This is a genomic window from Nonomuraea zeae (assembly GCF_005889725.1).
Lineage (GTDB): Bacteria > Actinomycetota > Actinomycetes > Streptosporangiales > Streptosporangiaceae > Nonomuraea > Nonomuraea zeae.
Genome location: NZ_VCKX01000256.1, coordinates 1 through 17,573, shown reverse-complemented (window position 1 = coordinate 17,573; position 17,573 = coordinate 1). Strand labels below are relative to the sequence as shown.

The following is a 17,573-nucleotide window of genomic DNA, read 5'->3' as shown; positions in this document are numbered from 1 at the left end:
GGGCCTGCCCGCTCCCTCGACCCCTGCCCGCACGCCCCCTGCCCGCACGACCAGCCTCCGCCCATGCCGCCGGGCCCTCGGTGTGGGCGAACCAGCGGCGGGGGGACGGCTCGGCGGTGGGGCGGCTCAGCGGACGCCGCGTGGGCGGAACTGGATGCTGATCCGTGGCCCGGCCGGGCGGGCCGTCTTCGGGATCGCGTGCTCCCAGGTGCGCTGGCAGCTCCCGCCCATCACGATCAGATCTCCGTGACCGAGGTCGCGCCGGATCGACTGGCCGCCGCCGCGCGGGCGCAGCAGGAGCGGGCGGGGGCTGCCGACCGAGAGGATCGCGACCATGGTGTCCTCGGTGCTCCCCCGGCCGATCGTGTCGCCGTGCCAGGCCACGCTGTCGCGCCCGTCACGGTAGAAGCAGAGCCCGGCCGTGCGGAACGGCTCTCCGAGCTCCTCCTCGTAGTGGGCGTCGAGCGCGCGTCTGGCGTCGTCGAGCACCGGATCGGGCAGGGTCTCCCCCTCGTCGTAGAACTTCAGCAGCCGTGGCACGTCGACGACCCGGTCGTACATGCGCCGCCGCTCGGCGCGCCAGGGCACCGCAGCGGCAAGGCGTTCGTAGAGGGTGTCGGCGCCGGCCAGCCAGCCGGGCCGCACGTCGATCCAGGCGCCGTGGTCGAGGTGCGTCCTGCGGACCGTGGCGCCGAGCGCGCCGATCGCGAGCTCGTCGTCGAGGCCGAGCAGAGACGCTTGGAACGCGGCTGTCATGGTGCCGAGTCTAACCCATAGTTCAAACACACATTCGATTTCGATCATTCGGCCGCGATCTGCCGGTGGCGCGTGCCACGCTGGCAGTCGCCGGATATGAGTGGCGTCGCCCTCAAACCGCCGCGTGAGGTGAAGAGGCCACCCACCACTTCGTCACACGAAGGAGCACTCCATGCTCACCATCCACTACCTTCCCGGCAGCCCCTGCTGGATCGACGTCAGCAGCCCCGACGTGGAGGCGTCCAACACCTTCTACACCAGGCTGTTCGAGTGGCGGTCCCTCTCACTGGGCCCCGAGCACAGGGACTACCGCTTCTGCCAGGTGGACGGCAAGACCGTCGCCGGGATCGCGCGAGCCTTCCCGGACGACGTGGGCGCGGAGTGGCTGGTCTACTTCCGCACGGCCGACGCCGACGCCGTCGCCAAGACGATCGAGCAGGCGGGGGGCACGGTCATCCGCGCGCCCCGCGACATCGAGGGGCAGGGCCGGATGGGCGTCTTCGCCGACCCGGCGGGGGCCAGGTTCGCCGTGTGGCAGCCGGGCGCCACCAAGGGCCTCGGCCTGGTCACCGACCCCGGCTCGCTGGGCTGGGCCGAGCTCCACGTCCCTGACCCCGCCGCCATCCGCCCCTTCTACGAGGCCGTCTTCGGCTGGCGCATCGAAGACCTGCCGATGGGCGACACGTCCTACCCCGTGATCTCCCCGGCCGAGGGCGACGAGACCTCATCGGTGGCCGGCATCGCCCAGCTCCAGCCCGGTGACACCCCGCACTGGCTGCCGTACTTCGAGGTGCCCGGCTGCGACGCCACGGTCGCCCTGGGGCAGCGGCTCGGCGGCACGGTGCGGGCTCCGGCGACGTCCACGGAGGGGGTCGGGCGGATGGCCTTCCTCGCCGACCCCTTCGGCGCCCGCTTCGCCGTCATCACCAGCTCGGCGTGAGCCACGGGCCTGTGCGGTACGCAGTCCGCACAGGCCCGGTCGCCCGTCGAGCCGAGTTCGCAGCTCATGGGCCCGCTTCGGGTACTCATTCCCGTGGCCCCATGCCTTAACACGCGGGAGCGGTACGGGCGCGCTCCCCGGCGGGGGCTCGTCGTCCGCTCCGCCGGACCGGTCAGGAAGCGCTCAGCCTGACGCGGGCGCAGCCCTCAGCCGCCGCACGCGGCGAAGACGAAGGTGTCCTTCAGCAGCGTGTACCGGTCTCTGACCTTGACCGCGGCCGTCTCGGTGTCGATCTGGACGATCGTCATCCTGGCGCCACGGGAGAGGTGCTGGATCAGGTGGAGGGTCACCTGCGTGTCCCCCGTCCAGTCGATCATGTGGAGGTCCCCGGCCGGCAGCTTGAGCTTCTTGCGGCCGGTCACCTCGTCGGACGACAGGTCATAGGTGACCAGCTCGGTCCGGGCCCCGGTCACGACGTTCGCGACGGTGCGCCCGTCGGCGGCCAGCGCCTGCGGCCCGTTCGAGGCGACGAGCTGCGGCGGCGCGACCCGGGCCAGCTGCTCGCCCTCGTCGCTGTAGACGGCCAGGTCGGTGACGGACTCCTCGGTCTGGACGCTGGTCAGCACCTCGCCCCCGTCGCCGCTGAACCCCGCCACGGTCAGGTCGCCGGGCACGGTGCCGAGCAGCGCCCCGGTCGCCGTGTCGAAGATCCGGGTCTCCACCGGCTTCTCGCCCGCCACTGCCGCGGCCAGCCGGGCGCCGTCGTCGGACAGCAGCAGCGTCACCTCGTTCTGCCCCACCCGGGGCAGCGCGTCCTTGGCGAGCAGCTGCACGCCGCCCCCGAGCGTGCGTACGGCCAGCCGCCCCGCCTTGGTGAAGTACGCGATCTTCCGGCCGTTCCCGCTGACCGCGATGGCGGCCGGGAAGTAGCGGGTCGATTTGCCCTTGGCGTCGAGCGCGACCCCCTGGGCGTCGGTCAGCGTGCGCTGCGCACCGCTGTGCATGACGAGCCGCCAGCCGCCGCACGGCTTGGGGGTGCCGTCCTTGGCCGGGCAGCTCCTGATCGAGGCGTAGCGGATGCTGTCGCCGTGGTGGTCGTGCGGCTGGGCGTACGCGGCGGAAGGGGCGCCGCCCAGCGCCACCGAGCAGGCCGCGAGCACCGCGAAGAGCCTGGTCCTCATGTCGTTCACTCCCCCGCCGCGATGAAGGTGTACCGGGTCTTGCTGATCGAGTAGGAGTCGGCCCGCGTGGCGGCGCCCGATTCGGGATCGACGGTGAGCACCCGTACCACCGCCGGCTCGCCTTCCTCGCCGCTCCGGACGGTGACCCTGAGCCGCCCGTCGGCGGTCCACCACGCGGGGCCGGGCTGCACGCCGGCCTTGACCGGCAGGTCCACGCCCGCCGAGAGCCCCCCGGTGACCAGGTTGTAGACACGCAGCCGGGGCGGCCTGCCCTTGTCGGCGTCGCCGGAGGTGAGCGCGGCGACGGTCTCGCCGTCGGGGGCCAGCGCCGTGGCGGCGGCGTTCGCGACGACCTGGGGCGGGGTGCGCCTGATCGAGCCGCCACCGAGGCGGTAGGCGTACATCCTGGTGGTGTTGTCGCTCAGGAAGCGGGTGGCGAGGACCTCGCCACCGTCGCCGCTGAAGCCGATCATGGAGTCCTTGGCGGGCAGCGTCGTGGTCCTGCCGGTGGCGACCGTGATCACCTTGGCGGGCAGGCGCGCCTCGTCGGGGAAGTCGATCAGCACCTTGTCGCCGGTGGGTGACAGGGTGAGGCCGAGCCCCTCGGTGCCGGTGCCCGCGGGCACCGCCGACCTCGGCAGCACCGTCGCCTTGCCGCCGGCCAGCCGCCGGACGACCAGCCGGTGATCGCCCGCCCGCTCGTAGGCCAGCACGCGGCCGTCCGCGCTGATCGCGAACGCGCTGGTGTCGCGGACCTCCTTGCCGCCGCCGTCGGCCGTGGTGGTGGCCGCGCCGCGCACGGTGAGCCTGCCGCCGTCGCGCAGGAGCACCTGCCAGTGGCCGCAGGGGTAGGAGAGGTCGGACTTCCGGTCGGTGCAGGACGCGATCCAGGCCCCGCGGGCCACGGGTGGTCCGGCCTGGGCGTGGGCGACGGCGGGTGTGAGCCCCAGCCCGCCGATGACCGCGGACGCGAGGAGCGCGGCGGTCGCTGAGGAGTGCCTCATGGCTTCGATCCCTTCACTCAACCGGTTAGACACCCACGTGGTGTGTCCGGTTGATCACAGATCAGCCACGCTTCCTCAGGTCGCGCGGGCGGCGAGCACCTCGGCGAGGCGGTCCATGGCCTCGCGGCCGCCCTTCGGCCCGCCGCCCTTGATGATGGCGTCGCGCGCCTCCACCGACTGGTGCACGGACTGGGCCACGTAGCGCGTCCCGCCGGGCACGGCCGCGAGGGTGACCGTCTCCAGTGCCACCTCGCCGGGCATGCCCTCGAACTCCCACGTGCGCACGAGCCGCTCCGGAGCCACGACGTCGTGGTAGACGCCGCCGAAGCCGTACTCGCCGCCCTGGGCGTCGATGTTGACGAAGCGCCAGCGGCCGCCGGGGGTGACCTCCATGCGATCGACGCGGGTGCCCAGGGAGTGCGGCCCCCACCACCTCGGGATCAGCTCCGGGTCGGTGACGACCTGGAACACCACGTCGGGAGCCGCCTCGATCATGCGCACCATCACGATGTCCTGCCGTCCGGGCTCGATGACGAACTCGGTCTCACTCATGGTCGTGCCTCTCCTGCTTGTGCCGGAATCGCTTGATCTCCTGGTCGAGCCGGTCGAACCGGTCGCTCCAGCGCGCACGGTAGCGGTCCATCCACTCCGACGCGCCCTCCAGCGGCGCCGTCTCCAGGCGGCAGGGCCGCCACTGCGCCTCTCTGCCCCTGCTGATGAGCCCGGCCCGCTCCAGCACCTTGAGGTGCTTGGAGACGGCCTGCAGGCTCATGTCGAACGGCTCGGCCAGCTCGTTGACGGTCGCCTCCCCCTCGGCCAGCCGGGCGAGTATCGCCCGGCGCGTCGGATCGGCCAGTGCGGCGAAGGTGAGGCTGAGCGGGTCGTCTGGCATCCGTGCCGGTCTTTCTGTCGGGTACGCGGCCTGCGGGGCGCCCGCCTGCCGAGTGGATCAGGTCAATGGTCCACGATGGCGCCGCAGGAGATGTTCACGGTCGCCGAAGTCATGGTCGCGGCCCGGTCGGAGGCCACGAACGCGGCGACGTCGCCGACGTCGGCCAGGGTCGCCGTCCGCCCCAGCAGAGTCGGCTCGCGCAGCCCTTCGACGATCTCGGCCTTGCCCGGGAACCCGTCGGGGAGGCTCTCCGGCACGCCGCCGGTGATCATGGTGACGACGCGCACGCCGTGCCTGCCGAACTCGCACGCCCACTGCCGCCGGATCCCCTCCACGGCGTCGAGCGCGACCTTGAAGCCGCCCAGCCCCGGCTGGGTCTGGGGGCCGCCGCCGCCGAACATCAGGATCACTCCCGACCCGCGCGGGATCATGTGCCGGACGGCGGCCCTGGCGGTCAGGAACTGCGTGCGCGCGGCGGTCTCGATCGGCTGCAGGAACTCCGCGACCGAGATCTCGGCCAGCGGCTTCTGCACGTCCCCGACCCCGATGACGTTGAACGAGACGTCGATGCCGCCGGCCCGCTCGGCCACCGAGGCGGTGAAGTCGTCCACCGCCTCCTCCTCCAGCGCGTCGACCCGGGCCGTCTCGGCCACGCCGCCGGCGGCGTTGATGTCCGCGGCGACCTTGTCCAGGGTGGCGAGGGTGCGGCCGGCGAGGAAGACCCTGGCGCCCTCGCGGGCGAAGGCGCGTGCCGCCGCGCCGCCGATCGAGCCGCCCGCGCCGTAGATCACCGCGACCTTGTTCTCGAGGAGCATGCCCGCTTCCTTTCGTCGTATTCAACCGATTGGTTCATCAACTGATAGGTTGAATATACGGCCTGGCTCGGCTCTGTCAAGGCGTTCCCGTGTTTTCGAAGGGGCGGCCCGCGTCAGGACGGGAGCGGGCGGCGCCCGGCGAAGCCCAGGTCAGTACGGTGATACCAGCCCAGCTCCCGCTCGCCCTCGATCCAGCAGAGCCGGACCGAGACGCCGCCGAGCGTCGCCGGGAAGTCGATCAGCACCGGCGCGATGCCCTTCACCTCGATCCCGCGCTCGCTCCACCCGCTGACGATCTCCTCGATCCGGGCCTGCAGCGCCTTGATCTCGGGCAGCCCGCCCAGCTCGGACCGGCCGGCGACCCGCCGGTCGAAGTCGATCTCGGCCAGGTCCGCGCGGGCGGCGATCACCGCACCGGCCTCCTCCATGACGACGGGGAGCAGCGATCGGGCCTCTTCGATGGTGAAGTTGCGGTCCATGCGCAAACGTTAGCGGTTGGGGTCGTACGCGTGGATGAGCAGGCGTTCGGCGTGGTCGAGGTAGTCGTCCAGATAGACGGCGGCCTCCTCGGCCTTGCCCGACTCGATCAGCCCGAGCAGCGTGCGGTTGCGATCGACGAACGGCTCGTGGAAGTCGCGCGGGTTCTTCATCACGTGGAACACCAGCCGCAGCTCCGCCAGCAGCTGGCGCATCGCCTCGTCGATCCGCGGGCTCTCGTTCAGCGCGACGAGCGCCTGGTGGAAGCGGATGTTGGCGGTGCCGACGCCCTGCCAGTCGTCGTCCGCGGCGGCCCGCTCGGCGTCGAGCACGGCCTGCCTGATCACGGCGAGCTGCTCCTCGCCGGGGGTCCGCCGCGCCGCCGCGCCTTCCAGCACGCGCCGGACGCGGTAGAGGTCGGCGACGTCCTCGGCCGAGGGGAGTCGCACGAACACGCCCCGGTTGAGCTGATGGTCGAGCAGGCGCTCGTGGCCGAGCAGCCGGAACGCCTCGCGCAGCGTGTTGCGCGAGACTCCGAGCGCCTCGGAGATGGACTCCTCCGACAGCCGCTGGCCAGGGCTGAAGAAGCCCTCGCTGATGCGCTCGCGAAGGATGTCGGCGACCCGCTCGGCCGTGCTGCTGCGCCCCAGGCGGGGCCGGTCCCGGGAGAGATCAGCGACGACGTTGTCCACATTTGACAGGGAATCATGGAGCAAACCCCTTGTCGAATTGTTCAACGATCCTTACGTTGATGAGTATTCCCCCCTCGATTCAAGGAGCGATCGATGTCAGGCTCCACGCAACAGACCCGGCGGGTGATCCTCGCCAGCCTGATCGGCACGTCGCTGGAGTGGTACGACTTCTTCCTCTACACGACCGCGGCGACCCTGGTCTTCCCCAAGCTGTTCTTCCCGTCGCTCGACCCGTTCAGCGCGACGCTCGCGTCGCTGACCACCAACGCCGTGGCGTTCGTCGCCAGGCCGCTGGGCGGCATCGTGTTCGGCCACTTCGGCGACCGGGCCGGCCGCAAGACCGTGCTCGTGGTGACGCTGCTGGTGATGGGCGTCTCGACGTTCCTGATCGGCGTCCTGCCCGGTTACGCGAGCGTGGGCGTGATCGCGCCGATCCTGCTGGCGCTGCTCAGGTTCGTCCAGGGGCTCGGGCTCGGCGGCGAGTGGGGCGGCGCGGTCATCATGTCGCTCGAGCACGGCGACGGGCGGCGGCGCGGCTTCAACGCGAGCTGGCCGCAGGTGGGCGTGCCGGCGGGCTACGTGCTCGCGACCGGGCTGCTCACGATCCTGAACCTGGTGCAGTCGGACGAGGCGTTCCTGTCGTGGGGCTGGCGGGTGCCGTTCCTGCTGTCGGGCGCGCTGGTGTTCGTGGGCCTGTGGGTGCGGCTCAGGATCACCGAGTCGCCGTTGTTCGCCGAGATCGAGCAGCGGGGCGCCAAGGCGAAGATGCCGCTGCTGGAGGTGCTGCGTACGCATCCGCGGGCGCTGCTGTCCGCGTTCACCGCGCGGATCGGGGTGGACGTGGCCTTCTACACGTTCACCGCGTACATCGTCGTCTACCTCACCCAGCAGCTGGACCTGCCGCGGTCGTATGCGCTGAACGCGGTGCTGATCGGCTCGGCGCTGCAGCTCGTCCTGATCCCGCTGTTCGGCTCGATGTCGGACCGGGTGGGCCGGCGGCCCGTCTACTTCGCGGGCGCGGTGGGCGCGGCGATCTGGGCGTTCGCGTTCTTCCCGCTGCTGGACACGAAGTCGTTCCCGCTGATCGCGCTGGCCGCGGTCGTCGCGCTGATCACCCACGCCGCGATGTACGGCCCGCAGGCCGCGTTCATCGCCGAGCTGTTCAGCACGCGGCTGCGCTACAGCGGCGCCTCGATGGGCTACCAGGTGGCCGGCATCGTCGGCGGCGCGCTGGCGCCGATCATCGCGCTCCAGCTCTTCGACATGTACCAGAGCACGGTCGCCGTGTCGGTCTACGTGGTCATCGCGCTGGCGATCACGGCCGTCGGGCTGGCCATCGCCCCGGAGACGCGTGACCTCGACCTGGCCGCCGCCGAGCCGGTGGACGCCCCGAAGACCGCCCGCAAGGCCGCCCAGCCCGGCCAGGTGGGCCCGTTCGCCTGAGTGCCGCAGGACTGCCGCGAAAGCCGCGGGCGGCGGCTGCCAACGCCGCCCGCGCGGAAGGGATCCGATGAGAATCGCCCTGGCCATCGTCGCAGCGCTGATCGCCGTCCCCCTGCTCATCGGGAGCGTGCGGGGCCTGGAGAGCACGGGCGGCGGTGAGGTGGCCGTCGTCCGCGACGGCGGCCCGCTCGACGACAACAAGGTACGCCAGGTGATCGACCCCGGCTCGGGCCTGACCTGGACCGGCCTGTGGTCGGCCACCCACCTCTATCCCGCGCAGCAGCGCTTCTACACGATCACCGCGGACGGCAAGCGGGCCACCACACTCGGGGTGGACGTGGTGACGGTGCCGAGCAGCGACGGCGTGAACCTCGGCATCGAAGGCACCCTCTACTTCACGCTCAACCGCGACCACGAGACGCTGAAGAAGTTCGACGACAAGTACGGCACGCGCACCTTCCGCGCCCAGGACGACCGCTCGCTCTACCCGTGGGACGGTGACGACGGCTGGTCGGCCTTCTTCGGCCAGGCGGTCCGCCCGGTGATCGACAACTCGCTGCGCGCCCAGATCGGCGCGATGCGCTGCGCCGAGCTGGTGCCCTCCTGCTCGCTGCTGGCCGGCCCCGGGCTCAAGCCGCAGGACAGCAACGCCAGCATCGCCAGGGTCCAGGACGCGGTCAACGCCTCGCTGGCCCGCGACCTGCCCGCGACGCTCGGCGGCGACTTCCTCACGGGGCTGCGGTTCACGCTGGTCAAGGTGACGCTGCCGCCCGAGGTGCAGAAGGCCGTGGACGGCTCGCTGGCCGCCTCCGCGGCGGTCTCCGAGGCCCAGGCGCGGGTCGCCCAGGCCAGGGCGGAGGCGGAGGCGAACAAGGCCAGGCAGGACGGCTACGACAAGTGCCCCGCCTGCGCCGAGATCGAGAAGCTCAAGTCGCTGCCCCAGGGCATCACCGTCTACGCCCCCGGCAACCCGCAGTCGGTGGTCGTGCCCTCCCGCTAGACGGTGACCTCGGACCTCGACCTGCGCCATCTGCCCTTGTAGGCGATCATCGAGATCAGGAACACGATCTGGCCGGCGAACGCCACCCGCAACCAGCTCTCCCAGCCGCCCGCCTCGACGACCATCGGCGAGACGATCAGCAGCGCCACGATCATGATGCGGACGACCATGCCCCAGATGCCCAGCGCGGAGCCCTGGAGGCGGGACTCGACGTCCTCGGCGTTCTCGGAGAAGTTCGCCATCCAGGGCACGTACGCGATGCCCATGAACAGGAAGAGCAGCGCGTACACGACCGTCACATGCGCGGCGGAGACGCCGGGCCCGACCAGGGCGACGAAGTACGCCAGCGCGCCCGCGGTCCGCACCGTGCCCGCGGCCGTGAACGGCTTGCGCAGCTGCAGCCGGTCCGACAGCCGCCCGACCACGACCACGGCCAGGGCGTTGAGCACGATGCCCAGCGCCACGACCCGGTTCGCGGCGGCCGGGTCGAGGCCGAACGCGTCGGCCAGGATCGTCTGCCCGAAGATCGCGAACGTCCAGTAGAGCACCTGCCAGCCGGTGTTCCCGAGGACGTGCGCCCACAGGTGCGGATGCCTGAACAGCTCGCGCACCTGCCCGTGGCCGGCGTGCCGCCCGGCCTCCACGGCCTGCTCGGCCTGGAGCACCTGGGCCCGCAGCGCCGCCGACGGTTCGGCGATCTTCCAGATGATGACCCCGCACATCGCCAGCGACACGCAGCCCATGATGATCGCCTGCGACTGCCACGCGTTGTCGAACAGCGGCAGCGTGAACCCCGCGATGAACGAGGCCAGGAAGGACGCCCCGACCGGCCCCCACGTCCAGAACGCGAACGCCTGCGCCCGCCCCAGCCGCGGGGAGAAGTCCCGCACCAGCGAGGCGGTGATCGTTATCCCGGCGCCCTCGATGAACAGCATCAGGCAGCGGATCCAGAACAGCTCGGCCACGCTGTCCACGGTGGCGAGCAGGAAGTTGCAGGCGGCGGTGATCGTCAGGGTGGGCACCAGGATCGTGACCCGGCCCCAGCGGTCCGACAGGATGCCGCCGAACCCCGCCGAGAGCCCGCCCACCAGCACCGACAGGGCGGCGATCTGCCCGTAGACGGTGAGCGACATGCCGAGGTCGTCCATGAGGAGGGGCAGGATGGTGGCGAGGGTGGTCTCGAAGTTGGCCACCAGGCTCGCCAGGACGGCTATCGCCAGCAACAAGATGCGGCGGCTGCCGACCGGGTAGACGCTCAGCTCGCGGACATAGAACGGCTTCATTCCCATCCTCCGGGGACGGTCCTGTGACTGTCGCTCTAGAACGCGTTTCTAGTTGCTCAAGAGTTTCCCGGTTTGTACCGATAAGTCAACGTATCGGGCGATCACGAAGTGATCTCGATCACAGGCTTGCCGTTGTGACGGAATCGCCATCGATTCACAGAACAACCACCGTCGAATAGGCATAAAATGCCCGCCTGTGAGCCTGCCTGTACGTGAACGTTCCCCCCGGCCGGGCGGCGGTCGTCACCGCCGTCCCGTGCCCACGTCCCTGCCGCCGGACGCCCCCATGCTGGTGCTGGCCGCCCCCGGCGGCACCGCAGGCGTGGCCGAAGAGATCGCGGCCGTCGTACGCCTCGACAACCCGCAGATCGAGGTGCGCCTGACCAGCGTCACCGATCTGGCGGACGCCCTCCCCGCGGGGCGCGACGCGGTGGTGGTGCCCCTGCTCACCTGGGACGATCCCGTCGTCATGGCGGAGATCGGCAAGGCCATCGCCGCCAGCGGCTCGGGCGCCGTCGCGACCGAGGCGCTCGGCCCGCACCCGCTGCTGGCCGAGGCCCTGCACATCAGGCTGGCCGAGCGCGGCCTGGCCAGGGCCGACCGGGTACGCCTGCTGAACGTCTCCAGCCCCGTGGACGCCGTCATCCTCGGCACGGTCGGCGGCGAGCGCGCGGTGCACGCCGTACAGGCCACCGCGGTGCTCCTGGCCTCCAGGCTCACGTTGCCGGTGGTCGCCGCCTCGCTCGACAGCGAGCCGGGAGTCGCCGTCGCGGCCCAGCGGCTGCGCGCGGCGGGCGCAGAACGGCTCGCCGTCGCCCCCTGCCTGATCGGCCACGAGGCCCCCGCCGAGATCGTGGAGAGCGCGGCCGCGGGGATCAGGGCCGGGCACGCCCAGCCCCTCGGCGCGCACAGCGCCGTGGCAGAACTTGTCGCGCGAGCTTACGGGAGTCAACTCGCGACTTGACAAAGGCTTGTAGAGATCGCGGGACTCGCGTTACGTTCTGCGCATGCGGCGCGTGGTGTGCAACGGCGAGCGACTCGGCCTCCGGGAGGTCACGGAGGCCGACGTGGCCGCACTCCACGCCATCTACGGTGACCGCGCGGCGACGCAGCACATGCCGTTCGCGCCGCGCAGCCTGCACGAGGTGGCCGAGCTGGTCGACCAGGCCGTGGAGGCCGCCTCCCGTGAGCCGCGCCTGCTCTACGTGCTGGCCGTGGTCGACGCCCAGCGCCGCCATGTGATCGGGGTGGCCCGGCTGCGCATCGAGACCGACCACCCGCACAGCGCGGAGATCGGTTTCGGCCTGCATCCCGACCAGTGGGGACGGGGCATCGGGACGGATCTCGTACGGCTGCTGCTGTCGTTCGGGTTCAAGCAGCTCGGGCTGCACCGCGTGTGGGGCGCCCGCTCCCCCGCCAACCTGCCGGCCCAGCTCGCCATGCTGACGGCGGGCATGGTCGAGGAGGGGCGCATCCGCCACCACGTGCACACGCCGGGCGGCTGGCGCGACTCCATCGTCCACTCGGCGATAGAAGGCGAATGGACCGAGCGCTAGCCCGGCCCCCAGGACCGCCGCCGGCGCCGCTGGGGGACGCGGACCACTGGTTATTGGGCTCGCGGTCGAAGGGCCGCCCGCTAGATCCGCCATCCTTCGACGACCTGGGCGGCGACCTGTGGAGGGGTGCCGTGGGTGGCGTCCACGGTGTAGTCCTCGACCTGGGCGGTTTCCAGGATGCCGGCCGATTCGGCGGCTCTGTCGATGTGCCAGCCGAGTGCCTGCGGATCGTAGGCATGCCTTCCGGTCAGCCGCCTGCGTACCTCGGGGAGGGCGTCGCCTGCGGCGTCGGCGACCGAGGTCTTGCCCGCGCCGACGGTACCGGTGATCAGAAGGGCGGCCGCCATTCTCGCGATCTTACCGGCCTCCCACCCGGCCTGCCCGAACCCGTCGACCCCCCGGGCTCACCGGGCCACCGGGCGGCCCTGGGGCGCGGTCAAAGGCACGTACCGGACGGCTCCGAGGAGGGGCAAGTGGCGAGCGCGAGGATTGTCGGTGCGGCATCCTACGATGAGGCTCCTCACGGAGGGATAGTCACATGCTCGACGCGCTGATCGTGCCCCTGTTCGTCACCACCGACCTGCCGCCCGAGGCGGAGCTGGCCGAGTTCGGGGAGTTGCTCGCCGAGACCGCACGCGTGCTGGGCCGTGACGGCGACGGCTACGGGGCGTTCCTCGCGGGCAAGGTGTTCTGGCTGGACCGGCCGGTGCTCCCCGAGCAGCGTCCGGCGGCCGGGGCGGAGCTGCGCTTCGCCGGGATGCTCGGCTATCTCGCCGCCTCGGGCCCCGGCCACACGTCGAGAGACGTGCTCAACGACATGCGGCAGGCGATCGGTGCGGCCGTGACCGCGCGTTACGGCGACGTGGGGGTCGCGCCGGCCGTGTTCGCGATCCGCGACCAGGACGTACGCGAGCGCACGCCCGACTCCGCCCTCCCCGTCGACACCCGCGACGCCGAGGCCGACCTGGTGAGCGCGACCAGGTCATATCTCTAGCGACCAGGTCAAATCTCTAGCCACGGGCCTGCCCGGCAGCGGGGTGCGCGCCGGTTCGCAGCCCGCGACTCCGCACGCCTGCGAGCCGGCCGCCGGGGTGCACCTGGTTTCCGTCCTTGTGAGGGATGCCCGTGGAGGGTGGTCTCTGCCTCTGGCGTCTAGCCAGGCGGGTGTGCCACGTGCAATCGTGAACGATGATCCATCCGGCGGGCGATGCCTGCGGCGCCGACGCTTCACCGCCTCGCGCGAGGTGGCGGCGGCCTGACAACGAGGGGGTGGTGAACAGTTCAAGAATGTGTTACCGAACGTGAGCGAACGTGTGTTTCAATGAGTCTGTGAAGCTCGCTGAGTGGGCACGGTCGCAGGGTGTTCATCCGCAGACCGCATACCGGTGGTTCCGGGAAGGCAAGATGCCTGTTCCGGCTCGCCGTCTGCCCACCGGCACGATCGTCGTGGACGATCCGCGTCCCGCCGCGTCGGGCGGGGCCGTGCTCTATGCGCGAGTCTCCTCCCATGATCAGCGCGCCGGCCTGGACCGGCAGATCGCGCGGCTGACCGGTTACGCCACCAGCGCGGGTTTGCCTGTGGTCGCATCGGTGACCGAGGTCGGATCCGGGCTGAACGGCCGTCGCCCCAAACTGATGCGGCTGCTGGCCGACCCGGACGCCGCCGTGATCGGGTAGAGCACCGGGACCGGTTGGCCCGCTTCGGCGTGGAATACCTGCAAGCGGCGCTGGCCGCCCAGGGCCGTCGCCTGGTCGTGGTCAAGGAAGGTGAGACTACCGACGACCTGGTCCGCGACATGATCGAGGTGCTGACGTCGATGTGCGCCCGGCTGTACGGGCGACGCGGAGCGCGCAACCGGGCGCTGCGGGCGGTCACCGCCACCAAAGGTGGTCCAGACGCGGGAGGCGAGCCCGCGTGAAGTCGATCCAGGCGTACCGGTTCGCTCTCGATCTCACTCCAGGGCAGGAGCGCGTTGTGCTCGCGCATGCCGGGGCTGCGCGGGTCGCGCACAATTGGGCGCTGGCGCGGGCTAAGGCGATCATGGACCAGCGTGCGGCCGAACGCACCTACGGCGTGCCGGACGACCAGCTCACCCCGGCGTTGTCGTGGTCGCTGGCCGGACTGCGCAAGGCGTGGAACGCCGCCAAGGCGCAGGTCGCGCCGTGGTGGGGCGAGGTGTCCAAGGAGGCGTTCAACACCGGCCTGGACGCCTTGGCCCGCGCGTTGCAGAACTGGGCCGGCTCCCGGACCGGTAAACGCAAGGGGCGGCCGGTCGGGTTCCCCCGGTTCAAGTCCCGTCGCCGCGCCACCCCGTCGGTGCGGTTCACCACCGGGGCGATCCGGGTCGAGCCGGACCGGATGCATGTGGTGCTGCCCCGGCTCGGCCGGTTGAAGTTGCACGAGTCGGCCCGCAAGCTCGCCCGCCGCCTGGAAGCCGGCACGGCCCGGATCATGTCCGCCACAGTGCGCCGCGAGGGCGGCCGGTGGCATGTCGCGTTCTGTGTCGAAGTCGAGCGCGCCGAACGGTCCCCTGCCCGACCCGGTTCCGTGGTCGGTGTGGACGTCGGGATCACGCACCTGGCGGTACTGTCCACCGGTGAGCTGGTGGACAACCCGCGACACCTGAGCACCGCGCAACAGCGGATGCGGCAGCTCAGCCGAGCATTGTCGCGCAAGATCGGCCCGGACCGGCGCACGGGGCAGCACCCTTCCAGCCGCTGGCGGCGTGCCGCGAACCGGCTCGGCCGCGCCCATGCCCAGGTCGCCGGCCTGCGCCGCGACGGCCTGCACAAGCTGACGACCCGGCTGGCCCGCGAGCACGGCACGGTCGTGGTCGAAGACCTCAACGTCACCGGCATGCTCGCCAACCGCAAACTCGCCCGGCACATCGCCGACGCCGGGTTCGCGGAGATCCGCCGCCAGTTGGCGTACAAGACCGGGTGGAACGGTGCTCGGCTGCTCGTGGCCGACCGCTGGTATCCGTCCTCGAAGACCTGCTCGGGCTGCGGCGCGGTGAAAACCAAGCTGACCCTGTCCGAGCGTGAGTACCACTGCGAGGAATGCGGCCTGGTCCTGGACCGGGATCTCAACGCCGCCCTGAATCTGGCCGCCCTGGCGGCGCAGTTCGACACCGCCGGGAGTGGCCCGGTGACAGCACGTGGAGCCGACCAGAAGACCCGCACACGCGGGCGGGTGGCTGTGAAGCGTGAACCCGGCACGGCATCCGCCGACCAGACCGGGACCGCCGCCGGGCAACCGGCGGCTGCCTGACATGCGCTCACATTCGAGCACGTTTCAGGTAACGGTTCTCGGATGGCCGTGCTCGGCCGCGATCTGCTTCGGGCTCGTGATCGGCTGGATCACCTACGGGATGCTGCGCCGCAGGGAGGGCGCCACGGTGGGGCTGACCGGCCTCGCCGCGGTCCTGGCCGCGGTGGGCGGCGGCGCGGTGACCGCGCTGGTCGCCGTGCCGGAGGTCTTCGGAGGCTACGCGGTGGGGCTGGCCGTCGGGTTCTTCGGCTACCTGGTCGCGGCCACGCTCATGCCGGACTCGAAATGGCTCGGCGGCTCCTGATCTCGCTCCTCGCTGCCGCGTAGGCGAGGGCCTGCACGTCCCGCTGCTCCGGGGGCGCGACGCTAGCCGGGCAGGCCGATCAGCACGTACGGGGCCCAGAGCTCGGGCTCGGCGGGGCCGTACAGGTCGCGCAGTTCGAGCACGGCCGCCCGCAGCGCCTGTGCCGGGCCTGTGCCGTCGCGGAGAGCGGTGTGGAAGTCGCGCATGAGCGCGTGAGTGATCTCGGCGGCGACCGGCCAGAGCGGGAGCAGCACCGAGCTCGCTCCGGCGTGCAGGAACGAGTAGCCCAGCGCCGCTGTGTCGTCGCCGCCCGGCGGTGTGTCCGGCGGGGCGGGTTCGTGCTCGCCGATGACGACGAGTCTGGCGTTCAGGCTCATGCTCATGATCTGCCTGGCGGTGAGGAGGCCGTCGGCGAGCCGGATGCCTGAGCCGAACGGGTCGCCCTGGTCGAACACGCCGTGGCAGGCCAGGTGGACCACGTCCCAGGCGCCGGGCAGGAGCGCGGCGGTGGCGGCGCGGCCCGAGTGGGTCCGGGTGCCGAGCAGGGCTGCGACGTCGTCCGCCGCCGCCAGCGTGCTCCGTCCGGTGATCAGCTGATCGTCCGGTCCGGGCTCGGGTCCGGGGGTGAAGGCGATCACCAGCGATCCTGCGCTCGCCGGCGGGTCGCGGTGGCGCAGGCGGGCGAGGACGGTGGCGGAGGGGCTGTAGGTGACGGGGAAGCGTTCGATGAGCGGGCGGCCGTCCGGGGCGAGCGCGTGGATCGGGACTCTGTTCAGGTCGGCGTGCGGGAACAGGTGGAGCAGGCCGAGGTCGTCGCCGAGGGCTTGGAGGGCGTCGGTGAGCAGCCGGTCGGCCAGGCCGCGCCAGAGGGTGGCACGGTGGCGGCGGGCTTCGATGTCCAGCAGTCCCGGGCGCCGGCCGCCGGCGGTGCCGAGGAAGCCGGCCAGCAGGTCGCGGGTGACGGTGGTGGGCAGGGCGCGCGGTTCGGGCCAGCCGGTGCGGTGGGCCAGCACGGTCACGGTCTCCTCGCCGACGTGGAACCCGAGCAGGCCGATCGGCTCCCCGTCGTTCGATGGGCCGGGGGTGACGAGGGCGTCCAGTTCCGTCCTGTCGAGTGGGGTGCCACGGCGCAGGGCGATGTAGTCGGCGGCTGAGGGCTCGATGCGGCGCCGGAGCGCCTCCAGGTCGGTCTCGGCGGTGCGGCGGGCGCGCTGGATCAGCGTCGCGGCCTGGATCGGGTCGCGGGTGCGGCGTGCGGCCGCCATGAGCGCCTGTACGGCGTCGAGCGCGCGCTGCTCGGCCTCCAGGAGGTCGCCGGGCACGCCGCTCGGCGCGGGCCACCTCCGGTCGCCGCGCCCGGGGAGCACGGCCTGTTCGGCGTGGGTCCAGGCGGTCAGCCCATGTCTGAGGCGTACGGCGAGTCTGATCGCGGCGTCGCGGGCGGCCTCGTGACCGAGCTCGCAGGCGCGCTCCGCGTCGGCGAGCGCTCCGGGCAGGTCACCGAGCGACTCCGCGGCGATGGAGCGGTGGTGGCACGCCAAGGCCAGCTCCGGCTCGTGCCCGAGCTCCTCCAGCAGCTCGATGGCCGCGGACAGGCGCCGGTGGGCGCTGGCGTACGAGGCGGCGGCGACGTCGAGCGCGCCGAGGCCGCTCAGTGCGAGCGCCTCCCCCGCCCTGAAGCCGGCCGTCCTGGCCGCCGCCAGCGCCTCCTCCAGCCGGACAGCCGCCGGAACAGGCGCCGGGACAGCCGCCGGGACAGGCGCCTCCGCACGGTCGGCCCCCGGCTCGGCCGGGGCCGGGGCGGGGTTCTCCAGGCGGGCGAGTGCGATCAGCCCGAGCGCCACCCCCCGCTCACGCCCGTCCGCGCGATCGAGCTCCAGCGCCCGCTCCGCGCACAGCCGCGCCTGCTCGTGCTCCCCCCGCCACGCGTGGACCAGGCTCAGCCCCGCGTAGTCGTCC

Annotated in this window: 19 protein-coding genes and 1 pseudogene; 9 read left to right on the top strand and 11 right to left on the bottom strand. The window is 71.9% G+C overall.

Going from position 1 to position 17,573, the window contains the following annotated elements; genetic code table 11:
• Positions 1 to 126: 126 nt before the first annotated feature.
• Complete coding sequence (locus ETD85_RS47985; RefSeq protein WP_138696537.1) at positions 127 to 756, bottom strand: alpha-ketoglutarate-dependent dioxygenase AlkB; 630 nt, start codon at positions 754 to 756, stop codon at positions 127 to 129.
• 172 nt (positions 757 to 928) lie between these two features.
• Between ETD85_RS47985 and ETD85_RS47980 the strand changes: the two genes are divergently transcribed.
• Positions 929 to 1,696 carry a VOC family protein gene (locus ETD85_RS47980; protein ID WP_138696536.1) on the top strand — a complete coding sequence of 256 codons (768 nt, stop codon included), beginning with the start codon at positions 929 to 931 and terminating at the stop codon, positions 1,694 to 1,696.
• 206 nt (positions 1,697 to 1,902) lie between these two features.
• On the opposite strand, the gene ETD85_RS47975 is transcribed toward ETD85_RS47980, so the two are convergent.
• The 7 genes from ETD85_RS47975 to ETD85_RS47945 all read right to left on the bottom strand — a co-directional run bounded on the left by ETD85_RS47975 (position 1,903) and on the right by ETD85_RS47945 (position 6,757).
• Positions 1,903 to 2,877, bottom strand: coding sequence for a hypothetical protein (locus ETD85_RS47975; protein WP_138696535.1), 975 nt, complete (start codon positions 2,875 to 2,877; stop codon positions 1,903 to 1,905).
• Between the two features lie 5 nt (positions 2,878 to 2,882).
• A complete protein-coding gene (locus tag ETD85_RS47970) occupies positions 2,883 to 3,881 on the bottom strand; it encodes a hypothetical protein (protein WP_138696534.1) in 999 nt (332 codons plus the stop codon).
• A gap of 75 nt (positions 3,882 to 3,956) precedes the next feature.
• Complete coding sequence (locus ETD85_RS47965; RefSeq protein WP_138696533.1) at positions 3,957 to 4,433, bottom strand: SRPBCC domain-containing protein; 477 nt, start codon at positions 4,431 to 4,433, stop codon at positions 3,957 to 3,959.
• Entirely contained in the window at positions 4,426 to 4,773 is a 348-nt protein-coding gene (locus ETD85_RS47960) for an ArsR/SmtB family transcription factor (protein ID WP_138696532.1), read from the bottom strand. The genes ETD85_RS47965 and ETD85_RS47960 overlap by 8 nt, the downstream gene beginning before the upstream one ends.
• 62 nt (positions 4,774 to 4,835) lie before the next feature.
• Positions 4,836 to 5,588 (bottom strand): SDR family NAD(P)-dependent oxidoreductase, encoded by a 753-nt coding sequence (locus tag ETD85_RS47955; RefSeq protein ID WP_138696531.1) that lies wholly within the window; start codon positions 5,586 to 5,588, stop codon positions 4,836 to 4,838.
• A gap of 113 nt (positions 5,589 to 5,701) precedes the next feature.
• Positions 5,702 to 6,067, bottom strand: coding sequence for a DUF2203 domain-containing protein (locus ETD85_RS47950; RefSeq protein ID WP_138696530.1), 366 nt, complete (start codon positions 6,065 to 6,067; stop codon positions 5,702 to 5,704).
• Positions 6,068 to 6,076: 9 nt separating this feature from the next.
• Positions 6,077 to 6,757, bottom strand: coding sequence for a GntR family transcriptional regulator (locus ETD85_RS47945; protein WP_138696529.1), 681 nt, complete (start codon positions 6,755 to 6,757; stop codon positions 6,077 to 6,079).
• A gap of 93 nt (positions 6,758 to 6,850) precedes the next feature.
• Here ETD85_RS47945 and ETD85_RS47940 point away from each other — a divergent pair, with 93 nt between their 5' ends.
• Positions 6,851 to 8,200, top strand: a complete 1,350-nt coding sequence (locus ETD85_RS47940) for an MFS transporter (RefSeq protein WP_138696528.1) — start codon at positions 6,851 to 6,853, stop codon at positions 8,198 to 8,200.
• A 67-nt stretch (positions 8,201 to 8,267) separates the two neighbouring features.
• Complete coding sequence (locus tag ETD85_RS47935; RefSeq protein WP_138696527.1) at positions 8,268 to 9,200, top strand: SPFH domain-containing protein; 933 nt, start codon at positions 8,268 to 8,270, stop codon at positions 9,198 to 9,200.
• Here ETD85_RS47935 and ETD85_RS47930 read toward each other — a convergent pair.
• Positions 9,197 to 10,483, bottom strand: a complete 1,287-nt coding sequence (locus tag ETD85_RS47930; protein ID WP_170247237.1) for an MFS transporter — start codon at positions 10,481 to 10,483, stop codon at positions 9,197 to 9,199. The genes ETD85_RS47935 and ETD85_RS47930 overlap by 4 nt on opposite strands.
• A gap of 256 nt (positions 10,484 to 10,739) precedes the next feature.
• On the opposite strand from ETD85_RS47930, the gene ETD85_RS47925 reads away from it, so the two are divergent.
• Both ETD85_RS47925 and ETD85_RS47920 read left to right on the top strand, forming a co-directional pair.
• The gene (locus tag ETD85_RS47925) at positions 10,740 to 11,447 is read left to right on the top strand and encodes a sirohydrochlorin chelatase (RefSeq protein ID WP_240779915.1); all 708 of its coding nucleotides are present in this window, start codon (positions 10,740 to 10,742) and stop codon (positions 11,445 to 11,447) included.
• Between the two features lie 43 nt (positions 11,448 to 11,490).
• Positions 11,491 to 12,039, top strand: a complete 549-nt coding sequence (locus ETD85_RS47920) for a GNAT family N-acetyltransferase (RefSeq protein WP_138696525.1) — start codon at positions 11,491 to 11,493, stop codon at positions 12,037 to 12,039.
• 80 nt (positions 12,040 to 12,119) lie between these two features.
• On the opposite strand, the gene ETD85_RS47915 is transcribed toward ETD85_RS47920, so the two are convergent.
• The gene (locus tag ETD85_RS47915; protein ID WP_138696524.1) at positions 12,120 to 12,386 is read right to left on the bottom strand and encodes a hypothetical protein; all 267 of its coding nucleotides are present in this window, start codon (positions 12,384 to 12,386) and stop codon (positions 12,120 to 12,122) included.
• A gap of 191 nt (positions 12,387 to 12,577) precedes the next feature.
• On the opposite strand from ETD85_RS47915, the gene ETD85_RS47910 reads away from it, so the two are divergent.
• From ETD85_RS47910 to ETD85_RS47895, 4 genes and pseudogenes are all read left to right on the top strand, one after another.
• Positions 12,578 to 13,033: a hypothetical protein gene (locus ETD85_RS47910; protein WP_138696523.1), complete on the top strand. Its 456-nt coding sequence runs from the start codon at positions 12,578 to 12,580 to the stop codon at positions 13,031 to 13,033.
• A gap of 335 nt (positions 13,034 to 13,368) precedes the next feature.
• Positions 13,369 to 13,958, top strand: a pseudogene (locus tag ETD85_RS47905) (IS607 family transposase).
• Positions 13,955 to 15,310, top strand: coding sequence for an IS607 family element RNA-guided endonuclease TnpB (tnpB, locus tag ETD85_RS47900; protein ID WP_138696522.1), 1,356 nt, complete (start codon positions 13,955 to 13,957; stop codon positions 15,308 to 15,310). The pseudogene ETD85_RS47905 and the gene tnpB overlap by 4 nt, the downstream one beginning before the upstream one ends.
• A 76-nt stretch (positions 15,311 to 15,386) precedes the next feature.
• The gene (locus tag ETD85_RS47895; protein ID WP_138696521.1) at positions 15,387 to 15,614 is read left to right on the top strand and encodes a hypothetical protein; all 228 of its coding nucleotides are present in this window, start codon (positions 15,387 to 15,389) and stop codon (positions 15,612 to 15,614) included.
• Between the two features lie 62 nt (positions 15,615 to 15,676).
• Here the strand turns inward: ETD85_RS47895 and ETD85_RS47890 are convergent.
• On the bottom strand, positions 15,677 to 17,573 hold a 1,897-nt coding region (locus ETD85_RS47890), incomplete at its 5' end, for a CHAT domain-containing protein (protein ID WP_138696520.1).

What these genes read in the sequence shown, in the direction of transcription:
- ETD85_RS47985 (WP_138696537.1), bottom strand. Translation starts at nt 756, where the DNA reads ATGACAGCCGCGTTCCAAGCGTCTCTGCTCGGCCTCGACGACGAGCTC.
- ETD85_RS47980 (WP_138696536.1), top strand. Translation starts at nt 929, where the DNA reads ATGCTCACCATCCACTACCTTCCCGGCAGCCCCTGCTGGATCGACGTC.
- ETD85_RS47975 (WP_138696535.1), bottom strand. Translation starts at nt 2,877, where the DNA reads ATGAGGACCAGGCTCTTCGCGGTGCTCGCGGCCTGCTCGGTGGCGCTG.
- ETD85_RS47970 (WP_138696534.1), bottom strand. Translation starts at nt 3,881, where the DNA reads ATGAGGCACTCCTCAGCGACCGCCGCGCTCCTCGCGTCCGCGGTCATC.
- ETD85_RS47965 (WP_138696533.1), bottom strand. Translation starts at nt 4,433, where the DNA reads ATGAGTGAGACCGAGTTCGTCATCGAGCCCGGACGGCAGGACATCGTG.
- ETD85_RS47960 (WP_138696532.1), bottom strand. Translation starts at nt 4,773, where the DNA reads ATGCCAGACGACCCGCTCAGCCTCACCTTCGCCGCACTGGCCGATCCG.
- ETD85_RS47955 (WP_138696531.1), bottom strand. Translation starts at nt 5,588, where the DNA reads ATGCTCCTCGAGAACAAGGTCGCGGTGATCTACGGCGCGGGCGGCTCG.
- ETD85_RS47950 (WP_138696530.1), bottom strand. Translation starts at nt 6,067, where the DNA reads ATGGACCGCAACTTCACCATCGAAGAGGCCCGATCGCTGCTCCCCGTC.
- ETD85_RS47940 (WP_138696528.1), top strand. Translation starts at nt 6,851, where the DNA reads ATGTCAGGCTCCACGCAACAGACCCGGCGGGTGATCCTCGCCAGCCTG.
- ETD85_RS47935 (WP_138696527.1), top strand. Translation starts at nt 8,268, where the DNA reads ATGAGAATCGCCCTGGCCATCGTCGCAGCGCTGATCGCCGTCCCCCTG.
- ETD85_RS47930 (WP_170247237.1), bottom strand. Translation starts at nt 10,483, where the DNA reads ATGAAGCCGTTCTATGTCCGCGAGCTGAGCGTCTACCCGGTCGGCAGC.
- ETD85_RS47920 (WP_138696525.1), top strand. Translation starts at nt 11,491, where the DNA reads ATGCGGCGCGTGGTGTGCAACGGCGAGCGACTCGGCCTCCGGGAGGTC.
- ETD85_RS47915 (WP_138696524.1), bottom strand. Translation starts at nt 12,386, where the DNA reads ATGGCGGCCGCCCTTCTGATCACCGGTACCGTCGGCGCGGGCAAGACC.
- ETD85_RS47910 (WP_138696523.1), top strand. Translation starts at nt 12,578, where the DNA reads ATGCTCGACGCGCTGATCGTGCCCCTGTTCGTCACCACCGACCTGCCG.